Raw genomic sequence first — 21,899 nt, forward strand, 5'->3', positions numbered from 1 at the left:
GTCCATGACCCGCCCGCAAGGAACCATCGCCCCGATCCTGACGCCGTTCGAAGACGACGGCCGCATCGCGCGCGACCTCTGGATTTCCCACGCCAAATGGGTGCTCGGCCAGGGCGCGCATTTCCTCTCGCCCTTTGGCACGACGGGCGAAGCCCTCTCGGTTTCCTTGCGCGAGCGCATTGAGGCGCTGGAATGGCTGGTTGAGGCCGGCATCCCTCCGGACCGGCTGATGCCCGGCACCGGCGTCACCGCGCTTCCCGAAACGGTCGAGCTGTCGGCGCATGCCGTCGGTCTCGGCTGCGCCGCGGTCATGGTGCTGCCGTCCTTTTTCTACACCGGCGCCGGCGACAACGGTCAGGCACGCTATTACAGCGAACTGATCGACAAGGTGGCAAAGCCTTCGATGCGCGTGATCCTCTACCATATCCCGCAGAACTCGGGCGTGCCGGTCAGCCCCGCCCTGACGGCCAGGTTGAGCAAAGCATTTCCGGACACGGTCGTCGCCTACAAGGACAGCGCCGGCGACTGGAACAACACCGCCGCCGTCATCGCTGCCGCGCCCGGTATTTCGGTCTTTCCAAGCTCGGAGGCGCAGCTCACCAAGGGTCTCGCCAGCGGCGCTGCGGGCTGCATTTCGGCGACGGTCAATTTGAACGCCGCCGCCATCCGCCGCCTCTATGACGCGGCCCGCGAGGGCAAGGACGTCACCGAGGCGGATGCGGCCATCAAGGCGTTCCGGAAAGTGATCCAGGATGCCGGGCTGATCCCTGCGATGAAGGCCGTGCTCGCGGTCAAGTCCGGCGACCGGCGCTGGCTGAACCTGCGCGCGCCGCATGAGAATGTCACGCTGGAAAACGGCCAGGCGCTGCTTGCCGCGCTCGGCGCCGCCGCCGGTCATATCGGCAGTAATTGAGGTCGCGATGTCGGCGCGCCCAACCGTCATCGTGCACACCGACAAGCCGGCCGGCGCGCTTGGCGTGCTCGCCGAAACGCATCCGGACCTTGAGGTCCATGCCTGCGACACCTATGCCGGCCTCCCCGCTTTGATCGAGCAGACCGAAGCGGAAGTGGTCTATACGATTCGCTTCGACGGCACGCCGCGCTATCCGCGCCAGGCCCTCGTCGAGAGCCCTACGGTGAAATGGGTGTCGATCGGCGGCTCCGGCACCGACCATCTCGGCCGTTGGGATCCGGCACATGTGACGGTGACGAATTCGGCCGGCGTCGCCGCCGGTATGCTGGCCGAATACGCGCTCGGCGGCATGCTCGCCTTCTCGCTCGACCTGCGCGGCTTCGGGCGCCGGCAGCAGGCCCGTCAATGGGGCGGCGGCCGCGTCGAGCCGATCGAGGGCAAGACCGCCCTCATTGTCGGCCTCGGCAAGACCGGCGAGGCCGTCGCGCGCCGTGCGCAGGCGATGGGCATGCGCACGCTGGGCATCCGCGCACGCCCCAAGCCGACGCCCTGCCTCGACGAGGTCCATGGAGTCGACGCGCTGCTGCCGCTGATTGCCCGCGCCGATTTCATCGTCTGCTGCGTGCCGCTACTCCCCAACACGCGCGGCCTGCTTGGCGAGGCCGCCTTTGCCGCGATGAAACCATCGGTCGTGCTCATCGATATTTCGCGAGGCGGCGTCGTCGAGGAAGCCGCACTGCTGGGCGCGCTCGATGCGGGACGGATCAAGGGCGCGGCGCTCGACGTCTTTGCGACCGAGCCGCTGCCGGCGGAACATCCGCTCTGGGGCTACGACAACGTCGCCGTAACGCCGCATTGTGCGGCGGTCTATGACGGCTGGGACATCAAGTCGGTGCGCATGTTCGCCCACAATCTGGCGCGCTACCGCGAAGGCGAGCCGCTGGAAAACGTGGTCAATCCGGAACGCGGGTACTGAAACCCGGGAGGGAGTAGTCCGATGTCACAGGACAGGCGCGGCGGTGGCCGCAGATCGAAGCTGGGACGCAGCGGCGGCGGCATCGCGCAACTGCCGTGGCAGAGCGTGAAAAACCCCTACCCGCCTATGCGGCTCCTCGACGAGGAGCGCATGGAACAGTTGCACAAGACCTCGATGCGCATCCTTTCGGAACTCGGCATCCGCGTCATGAGCGAAAAGGTGATGGACCTGTTCGCCGCGGCCGGCGCCATCGTCGATCGGGAGAGCAACACCATCCGCATCGACGAAAGCATCGTGACCGAGGCGCTGCACAACGTTCCCTCGTCCTTCACGCTGACCAGCCGCAACCCGGAAAAGCAGGTCCATCTCGGCGACAATTCGCTGGTCTTCGGCCTGGTGGCCGGCCCGCCCAACGTGCATGACCGCATCAATGGCCGCCGCCAGGGCAATCTCCCCGACTACCAGAACTTCATCCGGCTGGCGCACCACTTCAACGCCATCCACATCATCGGCAATCAGGTGGTGGCGCCGATGGAACTGCCGGCCAATGCCCGCCATCTCGACACCTACCACGCCAACCTGACGCTGAGCGACCTCTCCTTCCACTGCACCGCGATCGGCCGCGCCAGGGCGATGGACGGCATCAACATGATGGCGATAGCGCGCGGCATCTCCGTCGAGGAGATGCGGGCATCGCCCGGCGTGACCACGATCATCTCGATCAACTCGCCGCGCCTGTTCGACGACGCGATGGCGGAAGGCCTGATCGCCATGGCCGAACACGGCCAGCCGGTGACCGTCACGCCCTTCACGCTGATGGGCGCGATGACCCCGGTGACGCTGGCCGCCGCGCTCTGCCAGCAGAATGCGGAGGCACTGTTCGGCGTGGTGCTGACGCAACTCGTCAATCCCGGCACGCCAGTGATGTATGGCGCCTTTACCTCCAACGTCGACATGAAGTCGGGCGCGCCGGCCTTCGGCACGCCGGAGAACGCCAAGGCCAACATCATCGCCGGACAATTGGCGCGGCGCTACAACCTGCCCTATCGCACCTCCAATGCGAATGCCTCCAACGTCGTCGACCTGCAGGCCGCCTACGAGACCGAGATGGCGACCTGGGGCGCGGTGCTTGGCGGCGCCAATTTGATCTATCATGCGGCCGGCTGGCTGGAGGGCGGGTTGACGGCGTCCTACGAAAAGCTCGTCCTCGATGTCGAGATCCTGCAGAACATGATGGAGTTCCTGCGGCCCTTGCCGTTCCAGGAGGACGACCTCGGTTTCGAGGCGATCAAGTCGGTGCCGGCCGGCGGCCATTTCTTCGGCGCCGAACACACCATGTCGCGCTACACCACCGCCTTCTATCAGCCGATGCTCTCCAACTGGCAGAACCACGGCGCCTGGGAGGAAGCCGGCGGCAAGGATGCGCTGGAGCGCGCGACCGAGCTCTGGCAGCAGGCGCTGCATGATTACGAGGAACCGGTGATGGACCCCGCGATCCGCGAGGCGCTCGACGCCTATGTCGCGCGCCGCCGGGAAGAGATCGCGGCCAATCCGGAAACCTAGGAAATCCGCCTGATGCCATACGATCTCGTCATCCGCCACGCGACGCTGATCGCCGGCGACGGCTCGAAACCCTTCGAGGCCGATCTCGCAGTCACCGGCGACCGCATCGCGGCGATCGGCCGACTGGGCGCCGCGACGGGCAGTGAGGAAATCGATGCCCGGGGCAAGGTCGTCGCACCGGGCTTCATCGACGTGCACACCCATGACGACGGCGCGCTGCTTTCGCCGCGCGGCATGGACCCGAAGATCAGCCAGGGCGTGACCACGGTGATCGCCGGCAATTGCGGCGTCAGCCTCGCGCCGCTGCTGCTCGATAGAACCCCGCCGCCGCCCTTCACGCTGGTCGGCGGCCGCGAGAATTTCCGCTTCGACCGTTTTGGCGACTACGTCGCCGAGTTGAAGCGGCGCGGCATCGCCACCAACGCCGCCCTGCTCGTCGGGCACACCACCTTGCGCAAGCGCTGCATGCCGGTGACCGACCGGCCGGCCAATGAGGCCGAAACGGTGGCGATGCAGGAAGCGGTCGCCGAGGCCATGGCCGAAGGCGCGTTCGGCCTCAGCACCGGGCTCGACTATCCGCCGGCCGTCAACTCATCGACCGATGAGGTCAAGGCGCTGGCCGCTACCGCCGCAGGCCTCGGCGGTCCCTATGTCACCCACACGCGCAATTATTTCGAGACGATGGACGAGGCGATCGAGGAAGCGATCGACATTGCCGACCATGCCGGCGGCAAGCTGTTCATCTCGCACCACCAGTGCACCGGCCGCGCCAATTTCGGCAAGAGCCGGCCCTCGCTGGAAAGGATCGACAGGGCGCGCGAGACGATGGACATCGGCATGGATGTCTATCCCTATGCCGCGAGCTCGACGGTGCTTCGCCTGGAGCGCTGCGACACCGGGTTGAAGATCCTAGTCACCTGGTCCGATCCGCATCCGGAGATGGCGAGGCGCGAGATCGCCGACATCGCGCGCGAATGGAATTGCACCGAGCGCGAAGCCGGCCAGCGTCTGCTGCCGGCCGGCGCGGTGTACTTCCAGCTCGACGAGACCGATGTCCGCAACATCATCGCGCATCCGCGCACCATGATCGGCTCGGACGGGTTACCGCACGACATCCACCCGCATCCTCGGCTCTGGGGCACGTTTCCACGCGTGCTCGGGCACTATGTTCGCGATGTCGGCCTGCTCAGTCTCGAAGAAGCGGTGTTTCGCATGACCGGGCTGCCGGCGAAGGAGTTCGGCATCGCGCAGCGCGGGATTCTGGCAGAAGGCAATTTCGCCGACCTCGTCGTCTTCGATCCCGAGACGATCATCGACACCGCCACTTTCGAGGAGCCGCGCCAGCCAGCCGCCGGCATCGAGCAGGTCTTCGTCAACGGCGTCTCGGTCTGGCGCAGCGGCAGGGCGACCGGAGCGCTGCCGGGTGCGGTGCTCAAGCCTTCAGCTTCAAAGACGGTTTTCGGAGCCGCATGCAACTGCGGCGCCGATCACAGCGCCTCGTAGATCCGGTCGACGCTCTCCAGCGTATAGGCGAACTCCACCGGCCGCGTGCAGCGCCAGCCGCTGAAAGGCTGGCCGGCCAGCGCCTTCTGTGCTTCGGGCAGGCGCAATATGCCGCCGCCATACAGGCGGTTCGCCATATCGAGCATACCTGTGCGGTGCATGGCTTCGGTCATGCTGCCGCAGGCCTCCTTGACCAGCCAGACGCGAAAACCCTGGTAGACCGCATCGAAGACACTTTCGGTCACGCAGCTGTCGGTCAGCACACCTGCGACGATCAAGTTATCGATGCCGACCGCGGCGAGCCACTGCGAAAGATCGGTGCGGCGAAAGGCGCTCGGCCAATGCTTGTGGATGACGATGTCGCCGGTCAGCGCCGCCACCTCGGCGCAGATATCCGCGCCTTCGCTGCCAGCCACGGCAGAGCGGAACTCCTCGGTCAGGATCTCCTCCTGCCGCGCATAGCCGTCGCGCTCTTCCGGCTTCACCCAGGCCTGCGCGTGGATAACCGGGACGCCCGCCTTGCGGGCGGCTTCGATCAACTGAGCAGTGTTGGCGAGCACTGCGTCATAGCCAATAACCGGCCAGGCCGCATCGGGGCGGTATTCATTCTGCAGGTCGATGACGAGCAAGGCGGTCTTGGCGAGGTTCATGGCTGATCCGTGTCGAAATCGGAGACGAAGCACAGAAGCAGCCGGATCGCCTGATCGAGGTCGGCGATATCCATTGCCTCAAGCGGGTTGTGGCTGCCGTTCTCATTGCGCACGAAGAGCATGGCGGTCGGAATGCCGGCGCCGGCGAAGGTCGCCGCGTCATGGCCGGCTCCGCTGGGCACATGAGGCGCCCGCATCTGCAATTCGGTCGCGGCGCGATCGAGCCTTGCTGTCAACGCCGGTGACATGGTCGCCGGCTCCCAGGTAAAGCGCGGACCGGTTTCGAAGGTCACGCCACGCTTGGCGCCGACCTCCGCAAGAATGGCCTTTAACCGCGCCTCGATCCGGTCCAACACGCCCGCCTCGGCGCTGCGCACATCGAGCGTGAAGCCGAGTTCGCCGAGCACCCGGCTGCCGCCATGTTGCGTCGGGTCGGATTGCACGCGACCGAAGGTGATGGTCGCCTCATGGCCATCGCTTTCGATCGCGTCCCATTCTGCCTCGAGCGCGGCGGCCAGGTCGGCGAAGCCAAGCACGCTATCATGCCGGGCAAAGCGCGGCTCGGCGCCTGAATGAGCGTAGGCACCAAAGCATTTGGCATCGACATAGCGAAACCCGCCGGCAATTCCGGTGACGATGCCGACCGGCGCCCCGGCGGTGACCAGGCGCGGTCCCTGCTCGATATGGACCTCGACGAAGGCGGCGATCGTGCCGGCATCGATACCCGGCACGCCGAGCCGCACAGCATCGGGATCAAAACCTTCCTCGCGCATGTGCTCGGCAAGCGTGCGGCCGCTGTCGGAGCGCCTGGCTTCGAGCGCCTGCGGCTCAAGCAGGCCGAGTGCAGCCTGGCTGCCGGGATAGGACAGCGGAAACCAGACGGCCTCCTCGGCACGCGTCGCCAGCACGATCAGGTCGCGCGGCAACAGGATATTTTGCCCGGCCAATTCGGCCATCACCGCCAGACCGGCCACAACGCCGGCGGCGCCGTCGAAATTGCCGCCATGGGCCACGCTGTCGAGATGCGAGCCGATGACGATCGCTGGCAGATCCTGACGGCTGCCCTTGAGCGTCAGATAGAGATTGCCGGCGGCATCGACGCGCGCGACTGCGCCGAGCTTCTCCGCTTCCTTACGCACGAGATCGTGAGCAAAGCGCTCGCCGGATCCGTAGGCCACTCGCGTGATGCCGGGCGCATCCGTCGTGGCTTCAGCGAGCATGTCCAGGATGGACCCTGCCAGTTCACCACCGGCCGTAAGAACGGCACTGCTCATGAAACGGCCTGCCTGGATGGAACCTCGACATTGCGCAACCGATGCGGCGTGAGCTCTTCGAGCGATACGCCCTGCCTCGCGACATCGTCCGGCAGGCCGCCGCCGTCGATCAGACTGGCGCAGACACGCGACAGCGCCGGCGAGGTTTTTATGCCGTAACCGCCCTGCCCGACCAGCCAGACGAAATCCGGAAATTCGTCATCGGGCCCGACCACCGGTGACCCGTCGGCAACGAAGGTCCGGAGACCCGCCCAGGAGCGCGACACGCGCTGCACTTCGATCGTGGTCGCCCGTTCGAGACGCTCGGCGCCGATAGCGACATCGATGTCCTCGGCAAACGCGTCCATCGGCTCCGACGGGGTCGCATCGGCGGGCGACACGAAGAGCTGCCCGGCATCCGGCTTGAAATAAAACTCCGCGCCGACATCGTTGACCAGCGGCCAGTCGGTTATGTCGAGACCGGCCGGTGCAGGGATGTTGAAGGCGGTGCGGCGCTTCGGCTGCAGACCGACCGGACGCACGCCGGCCATCAGTGCAATCTCGTCGCCCCAGGCTCCGGCCGCGTTGACGATCATCGGCGCGAGGAATGTGCCCGCTTCCGTCTCGACCCGCCATTGGCCGTCCTGCCGCCCGATGCCCTTGACGCCGGCCTTGGTGACGACGCGCGCGCCGCGCGCTCGGGCGCCGCGCAAAAAGCCCTGATGCAGGCCGTTGACGTCGATATCCATCGAGTGCGGTTCGATATAGGCGCCGGCGAGATAATCCTTGCGCAGCACCGGCACGCGCGCGATCGCCTCGGCCGGCTTCATCGCGACGATCGAGGGCACCAGCGCCTGTGCTGCGGCCAGATCCTCGCGCAACAGGTCGAGCTGGTCGGCGCGCGCTACCGTGATCATGCCACGCTTGCTGAGCAGCGGATAATCGCAAAAGCCCGTCGGCGGCTCGGTGAGAAATGCCCGGCTGGCCAAGACGATGCGGCGGATCACGCCGTTGCCGTAGTTTTCGGTGAAGCTAGCGGCCGAACGTCCGGTGGTGTGATAGCCGCAATGGCTCTCGCGCTCGAGCAGCACGACCTTTCTGGTGCGCGAAATCTCGAAGGCAGCACCGGCACCAGCCATGCCGCCGCCGATGATGATCACGTCGGTCTGCTCGCTCATGGATCCCTCAAAACTGTTCCGCGCGGCATGGCAGGCGGCTCGCCCAGGCGGCCGCGTCTGGCGCGATCGCGCGCGCCCCGCCCCTCGGCCAGATTCTCGGCCAGCGAATTCTGCACGGCGCACTCGCGCAAAGCGAGGTCGCTGATGAAAGGCACCGGCTTGCCGGCGATTGCCATGCCCTTCAGCCGCGCCCAGATCGCGCGCCGCTTGCGCACCTGATGCGACTGCAATTCGCTGATCTCGGCGATCCCGCTCTCCCGCTTGATACCGAGAACGCCAGCCTCGACGGCCGCGTCGAACAGCTCCTGCCCGCGCTTCGTCCGCACGATGATGCCGTTGAGCGGCTCGTCCTCGAGCGCCGGCCCGCCGTTCAACCAGGCGTCCGATACCGCGATATCCGCCACCTGCCCGATTGCGTCGGGGCAGATCTTGCAGCGCGGCTGGATCATCCATTTGTCCTCGTCTTCCCAGAGCTGCCGGTAGCTGATCTCGAAGGCGCGGCCGTCGCGAGTTTCGATACGGTTGAGGCCGGGATTGCCATGCCCCCGGTAGCGAAAGAGAGCCAGTTCGTCCTCGCGCAATCCGAAGCGCTGCAGAACCTGTTCCGACTTGGTCAGGTCCGAGGCGCCGCCGCAGACGAAGGCGAGCGCATAGCGCATGTGTTCGTCGACGCGTGGATCGAGCCGCGCCAGGTTGCGCACGGCGGTGATGTCGCAGGGCTTGGCGATCAGCGCGAAGGGTTCGCCGCGATGGAGGATATCGTTGAAATCCACTAGGGTCGCAGCCGGGCCATAGCGCGAGCCGGCGCCTTCGAGCACGAAAGCGGCATCGAAGCTCAGCCTGCGTTCCGTACGCATCGGCATGGCACGCGAGGCCGCGACATGCAGCACGAACTTGACTCGGCCTGAGTTGAGCAGGAACTGGCCGAGCGCCGTCAGCGTCCCGCCGCCGGAGCCGACAAACCGCACAGTGGGGTCGCCCGCGCGGCCAAGCACCAGCCTTTCGACAGGTCCCCAGACAGTGTCGGCCAATGCGGCCTCATTCATCTGTGGCGGACCGGCGATGCGCGTTCCCGGGCAGACGGCATTGATCTTCGCCAATGTCGGCTTGTCCAATGCCCGCAAGGCCAGCGGCCGCTCGCGCCCTTCCGGCGTCATCACCATGTCGACGTCTCCGGGACCGGCGATCGAACGGCAGAGGCCGCAGCCGATGCAAAGCCCGTTCTCGACGATCTCGCTCAGCGTCAGCGGATCGGCCGGGTGCGGCATCTTGGCCTGGCTGCGACTGGTTTCGATCAGGCCCATCGCGATCTCAGACCGGTTCCGAAATGCGCCGGTACTGGTCGGGGCGGCGATAGAGCGCGAAGTTGAAATTCACTTTACGGCAGGTATCGATCAGGTCGAGATCGGCGCGGTGCATGATGACCTCGTCGTCGAGCGACATCGCCAGCGCGGCGATCTCGCCGGTCGGCGCGATGATGCAGGAACCGCCGATCAGCGCCTGGCCGTCTTCCAGCCCAGCCTTGGCGGCGGCGCCGATCCAGAGCGTGTTCTGGTAGGCGCCGGCCTGCATCGGCAGATGGTTGTGGAACATTCTGAGATGCGCCAGCGCCGGCGCCTCGTCGAGCAGCAGCGGCGTGTTGTAGCCGAGCAGCGCCACCTCCGCGCCGTTGAGGCAGAGCATGCGATAGGTTTCCGGCCAGCGGCGGTCGTTGCAGATCGCCAAGCCAACGCGCACACCGCGATAGTCGAAGACCGGAAAGCCGAGGTTTCCCGGTTCGAAGTAACGGCGTTCGAGATGCCTTGTCGTGCCCGCTTCGGGCTCGGCCGAACCCGGCACATGCATCTTGCGATAACGCCCAATGAAGGCGCCGTCCGGTCCGACCAGATCCATCGTGTTGAAATGACGCGTGCGGCCCTCTTCCTGCGCAAGCTCGCAATAGCCCAGCGCGAAACCGACCTTCAGGCGCGCGGCGGCATCGTAGAGCCGCCGCGTTTCCGGGCCTGGCATCGAGGCTTCGAAGAACGCATCGATCTCAGCCTGGTCGTCGATGCGCCAACGCGGAAAGAATGTGGTGAGCGCCATCTCCGGAAACACCGCGATCTCGGCGCCGCAAGCCGCGGCCTTCTCCAAGAGATGCACCAGACGCCCGACCGTCTCGGCGCGCGTGGCGCTGCGCTGGATCGGTCCGGTCTGGCAAACGGCGATGGTCAGGCATCGAGCCATGGCGTCCAATCCTCGACTGGTTTTCCTGAAAGCGTGGGATCGGCTGCCGTTCGAGCCACAAATTGCCCGAACCCAGGTTTAGCCCGCAGCTCGCCGTCGGCGACCACCGGCACGCCGCGCACCAGCACGGTGGTCGGCTTGCCTGTAACGCCTCTGCCCTCATAGGGCGTGAAATCGACACGCGAATGCAGCGCCTTGTGCCCCAGCGTCCAGCGCACTGTGGGATCCCACAGCGCCAGATCCGCGTCGAGCCCGACCGCGATGCTGCCCTTGCGGTCGGCGAAGCCGTAGATCGAGGCGGCATTGCGCGAGGTGAGGTCGAGATAGCGCTCGAGCGCCAGGCGGCCGGTGACCAGCCCTTCCGAAAACAGCAGCGGCAGCCGCGTCTCGATGCCGGGAATGCCGCTCAGCGTCGTCGTAAAGCCGGGCGTATCGGACCGGTCGATCTTGTCGGCGAAATAGTATGGCGAATGGTCGGATGACCACAGGTCGATGCCGCCATCGATCAGCTCTTGCCACAGATGCTCGTGGCTGCGCGGCGAGCGCGGCGGCGGCGAGAAGACGAAGCGCGCCGCATCGACTGCCGGACGATCGAGATCGGCGGCGCTGACGAAGAGATACTGCGGACAGGTCTCGGCAATGGCGGCGACGCCGCGTGTCTTGGCCCGCGCCACCTCCTCGGCCGACTGCCAGGAGGAGACATGCACGATGGTCATGCGCGCGCCGGTCATCTCGGCGAACGTCAGCGCGCGATGCGTCGCTTCGCGCTCCATCGTCTCGCTGTGCGCGACCAGATGATAGCGGATATCGGTGCGGCCGAGATCGATGAGCCGCTGGCGCGTGCGCCGGATCGCGGCATCATTCTCGGCATGGACCATGACGATCCAGCCAAGACGGCTCGCCATATCGAGGACCTTGAAGAACAGGTCGTCGTCGACGGCAAAACCCTGATAGGTCATGAACAGCTTGACCGAGGCGATGCCGCGCCCGGCAAGCGCGTCGAGCTGAGCCTCGACATCCGCGCCGGTGCCCATAGTCACCACGGCATGCAGCCCGTAATCGATCACGGCGCGTCCCGCCGCGCGCTCCAGCGCGCGGTCGATGGCGCCGATCGTCGTCATATCCTGTCCAGGCATGCCGAAGGGGACGATACATGTGGTGCCGCCAAACGCGGCGGAGATGGTGCCGGAATAGAAATCGTCAGCGTTGCCGGCACCGCCCCAGACCGGCTGGTCGAGATGGCAATGCGCGTCGATGCCGCCGGGCATCACCCATCGCCCGCCGGCGTCGATCGACTTCGCGCCCGAGAGGCCCTTGCCGATGGCGGCGATGCGGCCGTCGGCGATGCCGATGTCGAACTCGGCCCAGCCGTCGTCGAGCGCCACGCGCCCGCCTCTGATCACCAGCTCATGCATTGGCGTACCCCCGCCGATCGGCTCAGCCGACAGCCGCCGTCACCATGATCTCGACGCGATACTGGTCGCCGGCGAGCCGCGCTTCCACCGTGGCCCGCACCGGCATGGCGCTCCTGTCGATCCAGGCGTCCCAGGCCGTGTTCATCATCTCAAAATCGGCGATGTCCCTCAGCCAAATCTGCGCGCTGAGCAGCTTCGACTTGTCGCTGCCGGCCTTGGCCAGAAGCGCGTCGATCTTGGCGAGGATCTGCTTGGTCTGGCTGGTCGTGTCGCCGGAAAGGTCATCCGCGGTCAGGCCCGCCACATAGACGGTGCCGTTGTAGCGGAGCACCCGGCAGAAGCGCGGTCCGTTTTCGAGGCGTTCGATCGTCATGGCTCGTTCCCTTCCGCTGGTTCCCGGCTCTTGGCTTTGCCTATGGTAAGGAGGGTGCAAAAGGGCTGTAAAGCCCGCCGCGCGCCGAGATGCCGCTTTCCTTTGCCGGCATGGCCAAAAAAATTTGAGCCATAGCCGCGCCAATCTTCGTTTGTGGCAAGCACGGCAGCGTGTAGCTTCTGCTCGGGCTGCCGTCGGTCAACGGTCATGCCAAGGGGAGCCACCGCAGCCGCATCCATGAGGTCGATCGCTCAATCCCCGGCGCGGCTCTGGCAAAATGCCGAGCGGTCACGCGCCATGCTACCGATCATGGTCGGCGTCTGCCTTGCCTGCATCGGTAGCGCCATGCTGACCACCGCCGTCTCGTTGCATCTCGGTAAGCCCGGCATCTCTCCACAAGTCGTGCAGATCGTGCTGACCGCCTATCCCGTGGGCTTCCTGATCGGATGCCTGGTCACCCGCCCGGCCGTCGCCCACTACGGCCACGAGCGCACATTCGTCGCCATTCTCGTCGTTGCGCTGCTGGCGGCTTGCGGTTTCGTCTTCACCGATTTCCTGCCGAGCTGGATCTGCTTTCGCCTGCTCGGCGGCATGGCGATGGCGTCGTTGTTCGTGGTCTGCGAAAGCTGGATCAATCTCTACGCCGAACAGCACAATCGCGGCGCGCTGTTCTCGCTCTACATGCTGACCACGGCGATTGCGGTGCTGCTCGGACAACTCCTCGTCGGCCTGGTCGGCCCGCAATCGCCGCATCTGTTTCCGGTCGCGGCCGTAACGGTCTTGCTGGCGCTGATCTCCAAATTCATCGGCGGGCGCTGGCCGGCGCTGCCGGCCGCACCTGCCGATCCAGACCATGCCGGCACGGCGAGACCGGTCAAACGTCTCGGCCCCTTGGCGCTGTTCCGGCTGGCGCCGGTGACCGTGGTCGCCATCTTTCAGGGCGGCATCACCAACATGAACATCTTCGTGCTGACGCCGATCTACGGCACCCAGATCGGACTGTCGGCGGGCACCACGGTCGGGCTCGTTACGACCGTGAGCATCGCCGGCATGCTCGCGCAGACGCCCGTCGGCTGGCTGTCGGATCGATTTGAACGACGCATCATACTGCTCGTCCAGGGCGTCCTGTCCGTCACGCTCTGCGCCGCGATCGCCTGGGTCGGCAATTTTTCGATGCCGCTGCTCTTCGTGCTGTTCTTCCTCTATGGCTGCACCGCACTGACCGTCTATCCGGTGGCGATGGCGTTCGGCGCCTCGCAATTGCATACCCGGCATATGGTCGGCGCTTCCGGCACGCTGCTCCTGCTCTATTCGATCGGCAATGTCGCGACGCCCGGCATTTCCGCTGGCTTGATGCAGCATATGGGCGCACCGGCCATGTTCCTGCTTTTGGGCGGCGGCGCCGTGCTGGTGACTTTAGCCGCCTGCTACAATCTGCTGCGCCGGCCGGTCGGCGCGACGGCCATGCAAGCGGTCGAGGAGCAGGCGTGATGACGGATAAACCCACGAACCGCCTCGAAGGCAGCGTCATTCTGATCGCGGGCGCGGCGAGCGGAATCGGCGCGGCAATTGCTCGCCGCTGTGTTGACGAAGGCGCAAAAATTGTCTGCGCCGATTATGGCCTCCAGCCGGCGGCCGAGCTTGCCGAAACGCTCGGCCCTTCCGCGGCCGCTTGCCAATGCGATGTGACGAAGGCGGATTCCGCCCGGGCGGCGGTCGAATTCGCGCGCCAGAAATTCGGCCGGCTCGACGGGCTGGTGCACAATGCCGCCGCGCCTTCGACCAGCGCCACCGTCGTCAATCTCGATGAAAGCGCGTGGCGGCACGAGATCGATGTCGGCCTGACCGGGGCCTTCCTGATGAGCAAGTTCGCCGTGCCGCTGATCGCCGCCGGCGGCGGCGGTTCGGTCGTCTTCATCGGATCGCAATTCGGACGCGTCGCCACCACCAGGGCCGTCGCCTATTGCGCCGCCAAGGCCGGCCTGATCCACCTCGCCAAGGCGATGGCCGTCGACCACGCGCCCGACAAGATACGCGTCAACAGCCTGTCGCCAGGCGCCGTGGCGACGACCCGTCTGCTGCGCAGATTTGCGGATTTCGAGGCGGCCAATGCCGGCCTCGGACCCGCGCATCTGCTCGGCCGCATCGCCAATCCTGAAGAGATAGCCGCGGCGGCTGCCTTCCTGCTTTCCTCCGACGCGTCCTTCGTCACCGGATCCGACATGCTCGTGGACGGCGGCTATGCGACGCGCTGATGCCCGAACCGCTTTTTCAAAGGAGTTCGCATGACCCTGCTCGTCACCGGCGGCACCGGCTTTGTCATGAGCGTGGTCGCGCGCGCATGGCTCGACCGCGATCCGCAAGCCCGCGCCGTGATCCTCGACCGCTCCGGCCTCGACGCGGCGGCCGAAAAGCATTTCGCTCCGGTGCACGACCGGCTCGCGGTGATTTCCGCTGACATCCTCGACCCTCAGGCCTGGTCCGCGACGCTCGACAAGCACGGCATCACCGCGATCGTGCATGGCGCGACGATCACGCCGATCTCGCGCGGCAGCGCCTCCGAGGCAAAACGCCAGCCGGAGGCCGAGGACCCGGCCCGCATCGTCGACGTCAATCTCATGGGCACCGTGCGGATGCTGGACTGGGCGCGCACGAGACCGGATCTCAAGCGCTTCATCTATGTCAGCTCCGGTTCCGTCTACCGCCACAACGGGCCTGACTGGAGCAGCGAACCGCTGCCGGAAGACGGCTATGTCGCGCCGCTGACGCTCTACGGCATTTCGAAATTCGCTTCCGAGATGGTCACCAACCGCTATGCCGATCTGTTCGGCCTGTCGGCAATCTCGGTGCGGCTTGCTTCCGTCTACGGCCCGATGGACCGCGCCACCGAGAGCCGCAACTTCCGCCATGTTCCCAACCGCGTCGCGCATATGGCTTTGGCCGGCGAGACGATCAGGCCGAACAGCCTCGAACCCGTTGGCGATTACATGACCTCGACCGACGTTGCCGCCGCGATCCTGGCGCTGATCGACGCGCCGCGCCTCAATTACCGCCACTACAACATCGGGTGCGGCTCCAGCCAGACCATTGGCGAGATCATCGGCTGGGCACGGGAGCGCGTGCCGGGCCTGAAGGCCGAGGTGACGACTGGAGAAGACGCCAATATCGTCCAGGACGTCAGGCTGAAGGGCGGCATGTGGGGCGCCTATGACATCGCCCGCATCCTGCGCGACACCGACTGGCGGCCGCGTCCCGGCAAGGACGCCTTCCACGCCTACATGGACTGGATTATCGCCAACGAAAGCTGAGCCAAACCAGGCCGAAGGAGGACGACCGATGCCGACCGATCCGCAGCACGCCTTGCAGCCGCGTGACTTTGTCGGCTACGGCCCGCATCCGCCCTTCGTCGTCTGGCCGGGCGGCATCAAGCTCGCTGTCAACCTCGTGCTCAACTACGAGGAAGGCTCGGAATACAACTGGCTGGATGACGGCCGCAACGACAATTGGGGCGAGTACAATCTCACCTCCAGCCCGCCGGTGCGCGACCTCGGCACCGAGACGCATTTCGAATATGGCAGCCGCGCCGGCGTCTGGCGCCTGGCGCGCCTCTTCGACCGCTACGACATCCCGGTAACCTTTTCCGCCTGCGCCGTTGCGCTGGAGCGCAATCCGCCTTTGGTCGAGTGGATGAAGAGCCGCCGGCATGACCTGATGGGCCACGGCCTGCGCTGGATCGACTACACCACGATGGAGCGCGGCGAGGAAGAACGCCATTTGCGAGAAGCGATTGCGCTCTATGAAAAACTGCTGGGCAAACGGCCCTTAGGCTGGAATTGCCGCTCGCTGCCGAGCGTCAACACGCGCGACCTATTGGTCGAGGAAGGCGGCTTCCTCTACCACTCCGATCCCTGCAACGATGACCTGCCCTATTTCCTCGATCACCGGGGCGCCGAGATCCTGGTGGTACCCTACTCCAAGACGCTCAACGACAGCCGCTATCTCGTCGCGCCCGGCTACAGCAATCCGCGCGACTTCGCCGAGGATTGCCGCTCGGCGATCGACTATATGCTCGGCGAAGCCGACGAGACCGGCGGCCGCATGCTGACCATCGGCATCCACGCCCGCTGGATGGGTCAGCCCAACCGCGCCTCCGGCCTGCGCGAAGTGATCGAGCACGTGCAGAACAGCGACGGCGCCGCCTTCATGCGCCGCGAGGATATCGCCCGTTTCTGGCTCGCCAGCCATGCGCGTTTCGAGCAGCGCGGCTGAAGGAGAGCAACGACTTGTTCGAGACGCTGATCCGCGGCGCAACGGTGGTGAACGCCGATGGCCTCAGCCGCGGCGATATCGGCATTGCCGCTGGCAAGGTCGCGGCTTTGATCGCGCCCGGCGAAGCAGCCGAAGCCGGGACGGTCATCAATGCGTCTGGCAGCTTCCTGCTTCCCGGCCTTGTCGATGCGCACGCGCATCTGCGCGAGCCCGGGCTGACGCAAAAGGAGGATTTTTCCTCAGGCACCCATGCCGCAGCGCTTGGCGGCGTGACGACCGTGCTCGATATGCCGACCGACGAGCCGTGGACGGCTACTTCCGAGCAACTCGCCGACAAGATGGCGATGGCCGAAGGCCGCATCCATGTCGATGTCGGCCTGCAGGCCGTGGTCAGCCGCGACCTGTCGCTCGTCCCTCGCCTGCTCGACCGTGCGCCGGTCTCGTTCGAATTGTTCACCGCCGACGTGCCGGACGCCTTCCTGTTCGCAACGCTCGATGCCGTCGCCGAGGCGCTCAAAGCTTTTGCTGGCGCCGAGACGCTGATCGGCATCTCACCCGGCGACCAATCGATCCTCACCGGCGCCACCGCGCGCGATCGCTCAGGCAGCATCGCCGCCTTCTTGGATAGCCGGCCGCCGCTCGCCGAGGCCAATGGCATCGCCCGCGCGGTTATCGCCGCCGCCTCGGCCGAGGCAAGAATCCATGTCCGGCAGATCAATTCCGAACTGGGTGTCGAGACCTGGAACCGGTTACGCGGCATGGCCGACGCCAGCGTCGAGACCACGCCGCAAAACCTGTTCTTCACCGCTGACGATTACGAAGCGCAAGGCGCCAATCTGAAGGCCTCGCCACCCTTGCGGTCGCCGCACGACGTTGATGCGTTGCGCGCCGCGCTGGGCGCGGGATTGATCGACATCGTCGCCACCGATCACGCACCGCACGCGCCGGTCGAGAAGGCAGCGCCCTACACCGCTTTCGCCGACATTCCGGGCGGCATGCCCGGATTGCAGACGCTCCTTCAGACCATGCTGAGGCTGGTGGAGGAAGGGCTCATCGTCCTTCCAGACCTCGTGCGCATGTGCTCAACCAATCCGGCCGAGCGCTTCGGTCTCGGCCGGCGCAAGGGTCGCGTCGCCGTCGGCTACGATGCCGACCTGCTGATCCTCGATCCGCGCCAATCCAGCACCATCGCCAATGCCGATCAGCTCTCGCGGGCGGGCTGCACGCCTTTCGACGGCTGGAAGGTGAAAGCGCGCCTGACCAACGTCTTCCTGCGCGGCCGCGAGATCGTGCGCGAAGGCAGGCCGGTCGGCGCGGCACAGGGAAAGATCGTCACCCGGGAGAGCTGATCACCATGGCCTTGCTCGCAGACAAAACCGCCATCGTCACCGGAGCGAGTTCCGGCATCGGCCGCGCAATCGCGTTGAAATTCGCGGCCGAAGGCGCCCACATCGTCGTCGCCGACACGGTGGAGCAGCCGATCGAGGGCGGCCAGGTCACCGTCGATATGATCCGTTCGGCCGGCGGCGCCGCCGTCTACGTCAGGACCGACATTTCGGACTGGAGCGCTGTCGATGCACTTGTCGGCGCGACGGTCGATCGCTTCGGCCGGCTCGACGTGATGGTCAACAATGCCGCGATCTACACCAGCACCAATCTGGTCGAAACCACGCCGGAACAGTGGAACCGCGTCATCGGCGTCAACCTGACCGGTTTCTTCTACTGTAACAAACGCGCCATCACGCAGATGCTGACCCAGGCGCCGGTCAACGACGTGCGCGGGCGCGTCATCAACATCTCCTCGCAACATGGCATGGTCGCCTGCCCCGGCGACCTGCCCTATTCGGTGAGCAAGGGCGGCATCGTGCAGATGACGCGGCAGATCGCGGTCGATCATGCCGACGACCTGATCGTCTGCAACGCCATCGCCCCGGGCAAGATCATCACCGGAAAGCCCGGCGTCGCCAACGATCCCGAGGCGCTCGACTATTCGCGCCGCCGCACGCCCTGGCCACGGCTCGGGCATCCCAACGACGTCGCTGGCGCGGCGCTGTTCCTCGCCAGCGACATGGCCAGCTACGTCACCGGCGTCAACCTGATGGTGGACGGCGGCTGGATGGCGGGCTGACAGAGCCCGCGGGCGCCGCCAACCCATTTCATTCGCCCGATGGCTATTTTGACTGGGTTGAACGCGCTATTCCCTGGCCTGACTGGCCTTCCACCGACCCTCGACCTCGACATCGATGTCGAAGAGATCGAGCACGCGAGCCGCCGTGTAGGTCACCATTTCCTCGATGGTTTTCGGCCTCGGGTAGAAGGCGGGGACCGGCGGCATCACGATGCCGCCCATCTCGGACAGTCGCAGCATGTTGTGGCAATGGCCGAGATGCAGTGGCGTCTCGCGAAAGAGCACGACGAGGCGGCGACGCTCCTTGAGCACCACATCTGCCGCCCGCGCGACGAGCGTGCAGCCGGTGCCCATGGCGATTTCGGCCAGGCTCTTGGCCGAACAGGGGGCGACGATCATGCCCATGGTGCGGAAACTGCCGCTGGCGATGAGGGCTGCGATATCCCTGTTGTCGTGACAATGGTCGGCCAGCGCCTTCATCTGGCCGAAGGTCATGTCGGTCTCATGCGCCATCGCCGTCATCGCGGCGCGCGATACGACGAGATGGGTCTCGACCTCCTGCTCATGCAGCATCTTGAGGAGGCAGACCGCATAGTCGAAACCCGATGCGCCGGTTACGCCGACGATGATGCGCTTCGGCGCCGCCACGATCAGTACTCTTGAAGCCGCGCGCGGACCGAGGACAGGATATCCTCGGGGGCACGGGCGAATTCGGAGAGCGAGCTCCGTTCACCGTCGCCCGGGCGAGTGCAGGCGACGAGGCCTATCTTGGTGACAGTCAGATTTTCATGCACCGGGTCGCAGCGGTCGGCCTTCATGCCCGGCAGGACGACCATGTCCTCATGCCCGCGGAAGCGCGCGGCGAGAGACCACTCGACCGCGGTCGGATCCTCGGGATCGATGTCGTCTTCCACGACGGTCACGAGCTTGAATAGGTTGACCTGGCCCATGGCGAGGATGATGGCGCGCTTGCCTTCACCGAGCCGCGGCCGGTGCATGCTGATGATGGCATGCAGGCGACCCATACCGCCATCCGTGACCAGCACCCGACGCACGGACGGGATCGCGCGCCGCAGGGCCTGACAGGTCACCGCCTCAATCGCCAGCGCGCCGAGCAGGCAGTGCTCCGAGGCATATCCGGGCAGAATTGCCTGGTATGTGGCGTCACGACGATGGGTGACGCAGGTGATGGCACCGCCCGTGCCGGCGCCATATCGGACATAGAAGCCGTGGAACTCGGACACGTCGCCCTCCTCGATCGGGTCCGCGTTGTCGATGTGGCCCTCCAGCACGATCTCGGCGCCCGCCGGCACTTCGAGAGGCACCGTCCTGCAGCGCACGAGTTCGAGCGGTTCGCCGAGCAACCCGCCAACGACATCATATTCATCATCGCCCAGCCCCAGATACATCTGGGAGCCCAGCAGGACGGCCGGATGGTTGCCGATCGCGACCGCGATGGGCAGCTTCTGCCCGAGCTTGCGCGCCTTTTCCGTCAGCAGGTTGAGATGATGGTTCCTGGCGATTCCGACCAGCACGCGGCCGCCGCCCTCGAGCCGCAACCGCGCGATCGAGACATTCCTGCGCCCGGTCTCGGGGTCCTTGGCGACGATCACGCCGGCTGTGATGTAGGGGCCGGCTTCATGTTCGAACCAGGTCGGCACGGGGAGGATGCGGCCAAGATCGATGTCGTTGCCGTGCACTACTTCCTGCACCGGCGCTTCCTCGACCAGGACGGGCTGGATCGGCTTGCCGAGGGCTTCGAGGATCACCTGGTGCAAGCGTGGTTTCTCAACGCCCAGCAGCCTCGCGACGCGTTCGCGGGAATTCATGATGTTGCCGATGACGGGCATGTCATGGGCCTTCACGGCCGTGAAAAGCTGTGGCCGCTCCCTGTCGCGCAGGGCGAGCACCGCTCCAAGCTCGAAGCCTGGATCGACGCCGCGCTCGACGCGATGCAGATCGCCCGAGGCTTCGAGCCGTTCGATCGCGCCGCGAAAGCTTTGGTCCGTTGCCGCCATCGGCCATTCCTCTCGATTGTCTGACGGAGCTTAGTGAGCTTGCCGGGCGACCGGGATATGCTAAAAACCGGACAACAGATGCCTCAGACAGTGCGGAGCGCGGTTGGGGAATGGACACGGCCACACTGGCGACAGTACTTGCGGTGATGCAGGAAAGCTCCGTGCGTCGCGCCGCCGCCTTGCTCGGCCGTCCACCGTCGAGCGTTGCCGACGCCTTCGAACGGTTCGAGAGCGAGCTGGCGCTGAAACTGGCATCGCGGCGCGATGGCGGACTTTCCCTGACCCTGGCCGGAGAGAACCTGGCGGGATCCATTCCCGCCCTGACCGAGGTCCTCGCGCGCATTGCGACCGTCGCCGGCGAAAGGCCGGCCGATGCCAGCGGCGTGCTTGCATGGGCGGCGCAGAATGCCGTTTCGGTGGCCGTGCTCGGGAATTTCAACGCGGTGATCCGCGCCGGCTCGATCCGGCGCGCGGCGCGCGAGCTCGGCGTCGGCCAACCGAACCTCTCGCGGCAGATGGCGGAGCTCGAACGGGTGCTCCGGCAAAGGCTGCTCATCCGCGAGATGCATGGCTGCGAGCCCACACCGGAGGGATTGGAATTCAGCGAGGCAGCGCTGGCGCTTACCAACAAGGTCGCCAGCCTGACCGGGCCGGCGAGAAAGCGCTTCGCCCGTGAACTGCGCACCGTCAAGCTCGGCACGGTCGTTCCGGTCGGCCATGAAAGCCGGCTGGCGGCGCGCCTGGCGGCCTTGGTCGCCGCATGGCATGCCGATGACGGCAAGCCCGGGCTTTTCGTCAGCAGCACGACAGCCGAGGATCTGGCCGAAGGGCTGCGGGCCGGTCGGTTCGACGTCGCGCTGACCGACATAGCCCTACGCAACAAGCGCTTCGAGAGCCGGGAAGTCTTTTCCGGCGAACTTGTGATCGTGGGCTCCGCCGATATCGTGTCGCCGGACGCCGCGATCCAGCCACTGGTCGATCGCCATCTCATCGCTGTTCCAAGCCTGCGGAGCGGGCTGCGCCAGTCGGTCGGCGAAGCACTTGAACCCTTCCTCGGCGGCGAAGGCCATGCCGCGGCACGACTGGTGGAGGTCGATGCCCTCTCGATCATCATCAACCTCGTCCTCGACCATGGTTATCTCACCGTGCTGCCGCTGGAGGCGGTGGCGGCGCTCGACCGGCCGATCGGCATCATCAGGCTGCCGGACGCTCCACGGGTCAGCTTTCACCTCGTCTGGCGGCGCACGCAGGCCTCGCGCAGAATCGCCCTGCAGATCGCGCAATCGATCGGCGGCGCATAGCCTGTCCAGAATTCGGCATATCCCCTGCCGACGCCGGCGATCCTAGAGTGCGGTTCGTCGCATCTGCTGCCAGGGAACTTGCCGATGCCCGATTCCAGCCATCCGCACGACCTTTTCGCATGAACGCCGGAGT

General features: G+C 65.9%; 20 protein-coding genes. 11 read left to right on the forward strand and 9 right to left on the reverse strand.

All coding sequences use genetic code 11. The features are described from left to right. The first annotated feature begins 4 nt into the window (after positions 1-4). Genes DPM33_RS19505 through DPM33_RS19520 form a run of 4 tightly spaced genes read left to right on the forward strand, consistent with a single transcriptional unit; the run spans position 5 to position 4,955 of the window. Positions 5-913, forward strand: coding sequence for a dihydrodipicolinate synthase family protein (locus DPM33_RS19505; protein WP_112099064.1), 909 nt, complete (start codon positions 5-7; stop codon positions 911-913). A gap of 7 nt (positions 914-920) precedes the next feature. Then, positions 921-1,889 (forward strand): D-2-hydroxyacid dehydrogenase, encoded by a 969-nt coding sequence (locus DPM33_RS19510; protein WP_112099229.1) that lies wholly within the window; start codon positions 921-923, stop codon positions 1,887-1,889. 21 nt (positions 1,890-1,910) lie between these two features. Beyond that, positions 1,911-3,452 (forward strand): trimethylamine methyltransferase family protein, encoded by a 1,542-nt coding sequence (locus DPM33_RS19515; RefSeq protein WP_112099065.1) that lies wholly within the window; start codon positions 1,911-1,913, stop codon positions 3,450-3,452. A 12-nt stretch (positions 3,453-3,464) separates the two neighbouring features. After that, on the forward strand, positions 3,465-4,955 hold the full coding sequence (locus DPM33_RS19520; RefSeq protein WP_112099066.1) for an N-acyl-D-amino-acid deacylase family protein: 1,491 nt from the start codon (positions 3,465-3,467) through the stop codon (positions 4,953-4,955). Here the strand turns inward: DPM33_RS19520 and DPM33_RS19525 are convergent. From DPM33_RS19525 to DPM33_RS19555, 7 genes are read right to left on the reverse strand one after another with little or no spacing between them, the layout of a single operon-like run. After that, complete coding sequence (locus tag DPM33_RS19525) at positions 4,940-5,584, reverse strand: cysteine hydrolase family protein (RefSeq protein WP_245442255.1); 645 nt, start codon at positions 5,582-5,584, stop codon at positions 4,940-4,942. The two genes, DPM33_RS19520 and DPM33_RS19525, sit on opposite strands and share 16 nt — an antisense overlap. Before the next feature lie 17 nt (positions 5,585-5,601). Then, positions 5,602-6,879 carry a Zn-dependent hydrolase gene (locus DPM33_RS19530; protein ID WP_112099068.1) on the reverse strand — a complete coding sequence of 426 codons (1,278 nt, stop codon included), beginning with the start codon at positions 6,877-6,879 and terminating at the stop codon, positions 5,602-5,604. Then, positions 6,876-8,036, reverse strand: a complete 1,161-nt coding sequence (locus DPM33_RS19535) for an NAD(P)/FAD-dependent oxidoreductase (protein WP_112099069.1) — start codon at positions 8,034-8,036, stop codon at positions 6,876-6,878. The genes DPM33_RS19530 and DPM33_RS19535 overlap by 4 nt, the downstream gene beginning before the upstream one ends. Further along, positions 8,033-9,340 carry a Coenzyme F420 hydrogenase/dehydrogenase, beta subunit C-terminal domain gene (locus DPM33_RS19540; protein ID WP_112099070.1) on the reverse strand — a complete coding sequence of 436 codons (1,308 nt, stop codon included), beginning with the start codon at positions 9,338-9,340 and terminating at the stop codon, positions 8,033-8,035. Before DPM33_RS19540 ends, DPM33_RS19535 begins: the two co-directional genes overlap by 4 nt. Positions 9,341-9,347: 7 nt before the next feature. Further along, positions 9,348-10,262 carry a nitrilase-related carbon-nitrogen hydrolase gene (locus DPM33_RS19545; RefSeq protein WP_112099071.1) on the reverse strand — a complete coding sequence of 305 codons (915 nt, stop codon included), beginning with the start codon at positions 10,260-10,262 and terminating at the stop codon, positions 9,348-9,350. Continuing rightward, positions 10,247-11,677, reverse strand: a complete 1,431-nt coding sequence (gene hydA, locus DPM33_RS19550; protein WP_112099072.1) for a dihydropyrimidinase — start codon at positions 11,675-11,677, stop codon at positions 10,247-10,249. Before hydA ends, DPM33_RS19545 begins: the two co-directional genes overlap by 16 nt. Positions 11,678-11,699: 22 nt before the next feature. Then, positions 11,700-12,050: a RidA family protein gene (locus DPM33_RS19555; protein WP_112099073.1), complete on the reverse strand. Its 351-nt coding sequence runs from the start codon at positions 12,048-12,050 to the stop codon at positions 11,700-11,702. Between the two features lie 237 nt (positions 12,051-12,287). On the opposite strand from DPM33_RS19555, the gene DPM33_RS19560 reads away from it, so the two are divergent. The 6 genes from DPM33_RS19560 to DPM33_RS19585 are packed head-to-tail and all read left to right on the forward strand — an operon-like array spanning position 12,288 to position 18,447. Continuing rightward, positions 12,288-13,541 carry an MFS transporter gene (locus DPM33_RS19560; protein WP_167449143.1) on the forward strand — a complete coding sequence of 418 codons (1,254 nt, stop codon included), beginning with the start codon at positions 12,288-12,290 and terminating at the stop codon, positions 13,539-13,541. Next, positions 13,541-14,305: an SDR family NAD(P)-dependent oxidoreductase gene (locus DPM33_RS19565; RefSeq protein WP_112099075.1), complete on the forward strand. Its 765-nt coding sequence runs from the start codon at positions 13,541-13,543 to the stop codon at positions 14,303-14,305. Before DPM33_RS19560 ends, DPM33_RS19565 begins: the two co-directional genes overlap by 1 nt. Positions 14,306-14,335: 30 nt before the next feature. After that, the gene (locus DPM33_RS19570; RefSeq protein ID WP_112099076.1) at positions 14,336-15,358 is read left to right on the forward strand and encodes an NAD-dependent epimerase/dehydratase family protein; all 1,023 of its coding nucleotides are present in this window, start codon (positions 14,336-14,338) and stop codon (positions 15,356-15,358) included. A 28-nt stretch (positions 15,359-15,386) separates the two neighbouring features. Further along, positions 15,387-16,319, forward strand: coding sequence for a polysaccharide deacetylase family protein (locus tag DPM33_RS19575; RefSeq protein WP_112099077.1), 933 nt, complete (start codon positions 15,387-15,389; stop codon positions 16,317-16,319). A 14-nt stretch (positions 16,320-16,333) separates the two neighbouring features. Beyond that, a complete protein-coding gene (locus DPM33_RS19580) occupies positions 16,334-17,668 on the forward strand; it encodes a dihydroorotase (protein ID WP_112099078.1) in 1,335 nt (444 codons plus the stop codon). Positions 17,669-17,673: 5 nt separating this feature from the next. Further along, entirely contained in the window at positions 17,674-18,447 is a 774-nt protein-coding gene (locus DPM33_RS19585) for an SDR family NAD(P)-dependent oxidoreductase (RefSeq protein WP_112099079.1), read from the forward strand. Between the two features lie 66 nt (positions 18,448-18,513). Here DPM33_RS19585 and DPM33_RS19590 read toward each other — a convergent pair whose 3' ends face one another. Together DPM33_RS19590 and DPM33_RS19595 are read right to left on the reverse strand one after the other, a co-directional pair. Beyond that, on the reverse strand, positions 18,514-19,098 hold the full coding sequence (locus tag DPM33_RS19590; RefSeq protein ID WP_112099080.1) for a UbiX family flavin prenyltransferase: 585 nt from the start codon (positions 19,096-19,098) through the stop codon (positions 18,514-18,516). Next, the gene (locus tag DPM33_RS19595) at positions 19,098-20,465 is read right to left on the reverse strand and encodes a UbiD family decarboxylase (RefSeq protein WP_112099081.1); all 1,368 of its coding nucleotides are present in this window, start codon (positions 20,463-20,465) and stop codon (positions 19,098-19,100) included. Before DPM33_RS19595 ends, DPM33_RS19590 begins: the two co-directional genes overlap by 1 nt. Before the next feature lie 110 nt (positions 20,466-20,575). On the opposite strand from DPM33_RS19595, the gene DPM33_RS19600 reads away from it, so the two are divergent. Then, positions 20,576-21,766 carry a LysR family transcriptional regulator gene (locus DPM33_RS19600; RefSeq protein ID WP_112099082.1) on the forward strand — a complete coding sequence of 397 codons (1,191 nt, stop codon included), beginning with the start codon at positions 20,576-20,578 and terminating at the stop codon, positions 21,764-21,766. Positions 21,767-21,899: the final 133 nt, after the last annotated feature.

The organism is Mesorhizobium hawassense, from assembly GCF_003289945.1.
GTDB lineage: Bacteria > Pseudomonadota > Alphaproteobacteria > Rhizobiales > Rhizobiaceae > Mesorhizobium > Mesorhizobium hawassense.

Bases quoted from the DNA above. Each gene is read 5' to 3' on its own strand.
- DPM33_RS19555 (WP_112099073.1), bottom strand. From the start codon at position 12,050: ATGACGATCGAACGCCTCGAAAACGGACCGCGCTTCTGCCGGGTGCTC.
- DPM33_RS19575 (WP_112099077.1), top strand. From the start codon at position 15,387: ATGCCGACCGATCCGCAGCACGCCTTGCAGCCGCGTGACTTTGTCGGC.
- DPM33_RS19540 (WP_112099070.1), bottom strand. From the start codon at position 9,340: ATGGGCCTGATCGAAACCAGTCGCAGCCAGGCCAAGATGCCGCACCCG.
- DPM33_RS19570 (WP_112099076.1), top strand. From the start codon at position 14,336: ATGACCCTGCTCGTCACCGGCGGCACCGGCTTTGTCATGAGCGTGGTC.
- DPM33_RS19510 (WP_112099229.1), top strand. From the start codon at position 921: ATGTCGGCGCGCCCAACCGTCATCGTGCACACCGACAAGCCGGCCGGC.
- DPM33_RS19595 (WP_112099081.1), bottom strand. From the start codon at position 20,465: ATGGCGGCAACGGACCAAAGCTTTCGCGGCGCGATCGAACGGCTCGAA.
- DPM33_RS19530 (WP_112099068.1), bottom strand. From the start codon at position 6,879: ATGAGCAGTGCCGTTCTTACGGCCGGTGGTGAACTGGCAGGGTCCATC.
- DPM33_RS19515 (WP_112099065.1), top strand. From the start codon at position 1,911: ATGTCACAGGACAGGCGCGGCGGTGGCCGCAGATCGAAGCTGGGACGC.
- DPM33_RS19535 (WP_112099069.1), bottom strand. From the start codon at position 8,036: ATGAGCGAGCAGACCGACGTGATCATCATCGGCGGCGGCATGGCTGGT.
- DPM33_RS19505 (WP_112099064.1), top strand. From the start codon at position 5: ATGACCCGCCCGCAAGGAACCATCGCCCCGATCCTGACGCCGTTCGAA.
- DPM33_RS19600 (WP_112099082.1), top strand. From the start codon at position 20,576: ATGGACACGGCCACACTGGCGACAGTACTTGCGGTGATGCAGGAAAGC.
- DPM33_RS19520 (WP_112099066.1), top strand. From the start codon at position 3,465: ATGCCATACGATCTCGTCATCCGCCACGCGACGCTGATCGCCGGCGAC.
- DPM33_RS19585 (WP_112099079.1), top strand. From the start codon at position 17,674: ATGGCCTTGCTCGCAGACAAAACCGCCATCGTCACCGGAGCGAGTTCC.
- DPM33_RS19565 (WP_112099075.1), top strand. From the start codon at position 13,541: ATGACGGATAAACCCACGAACCGCCTCGAAGGCAGCGTCATTCTGATC.
- hydA (WP_112099072.1), bottom strand. From the start codon at position 11,677: ATGCATGAGCTGGTGATCAGAGGCGGGCGCGTGGCGCTCGACGACGGC.
- DPM33_RS19560 (WP_167449143.1), top strand. From the start codon at position 12,288: ATGAGGTCGATCGCTCAATCCCCGGCGCGGCTCTGGCAAAATGCCGAG.
- DPM33_RS19545 (WP_112099071.1), bottom strand. From the start codon at position 10,262: ATGGCTCGATGCCTGACCATCGCCGTTTGCCAGACCGGACCGATCCAG.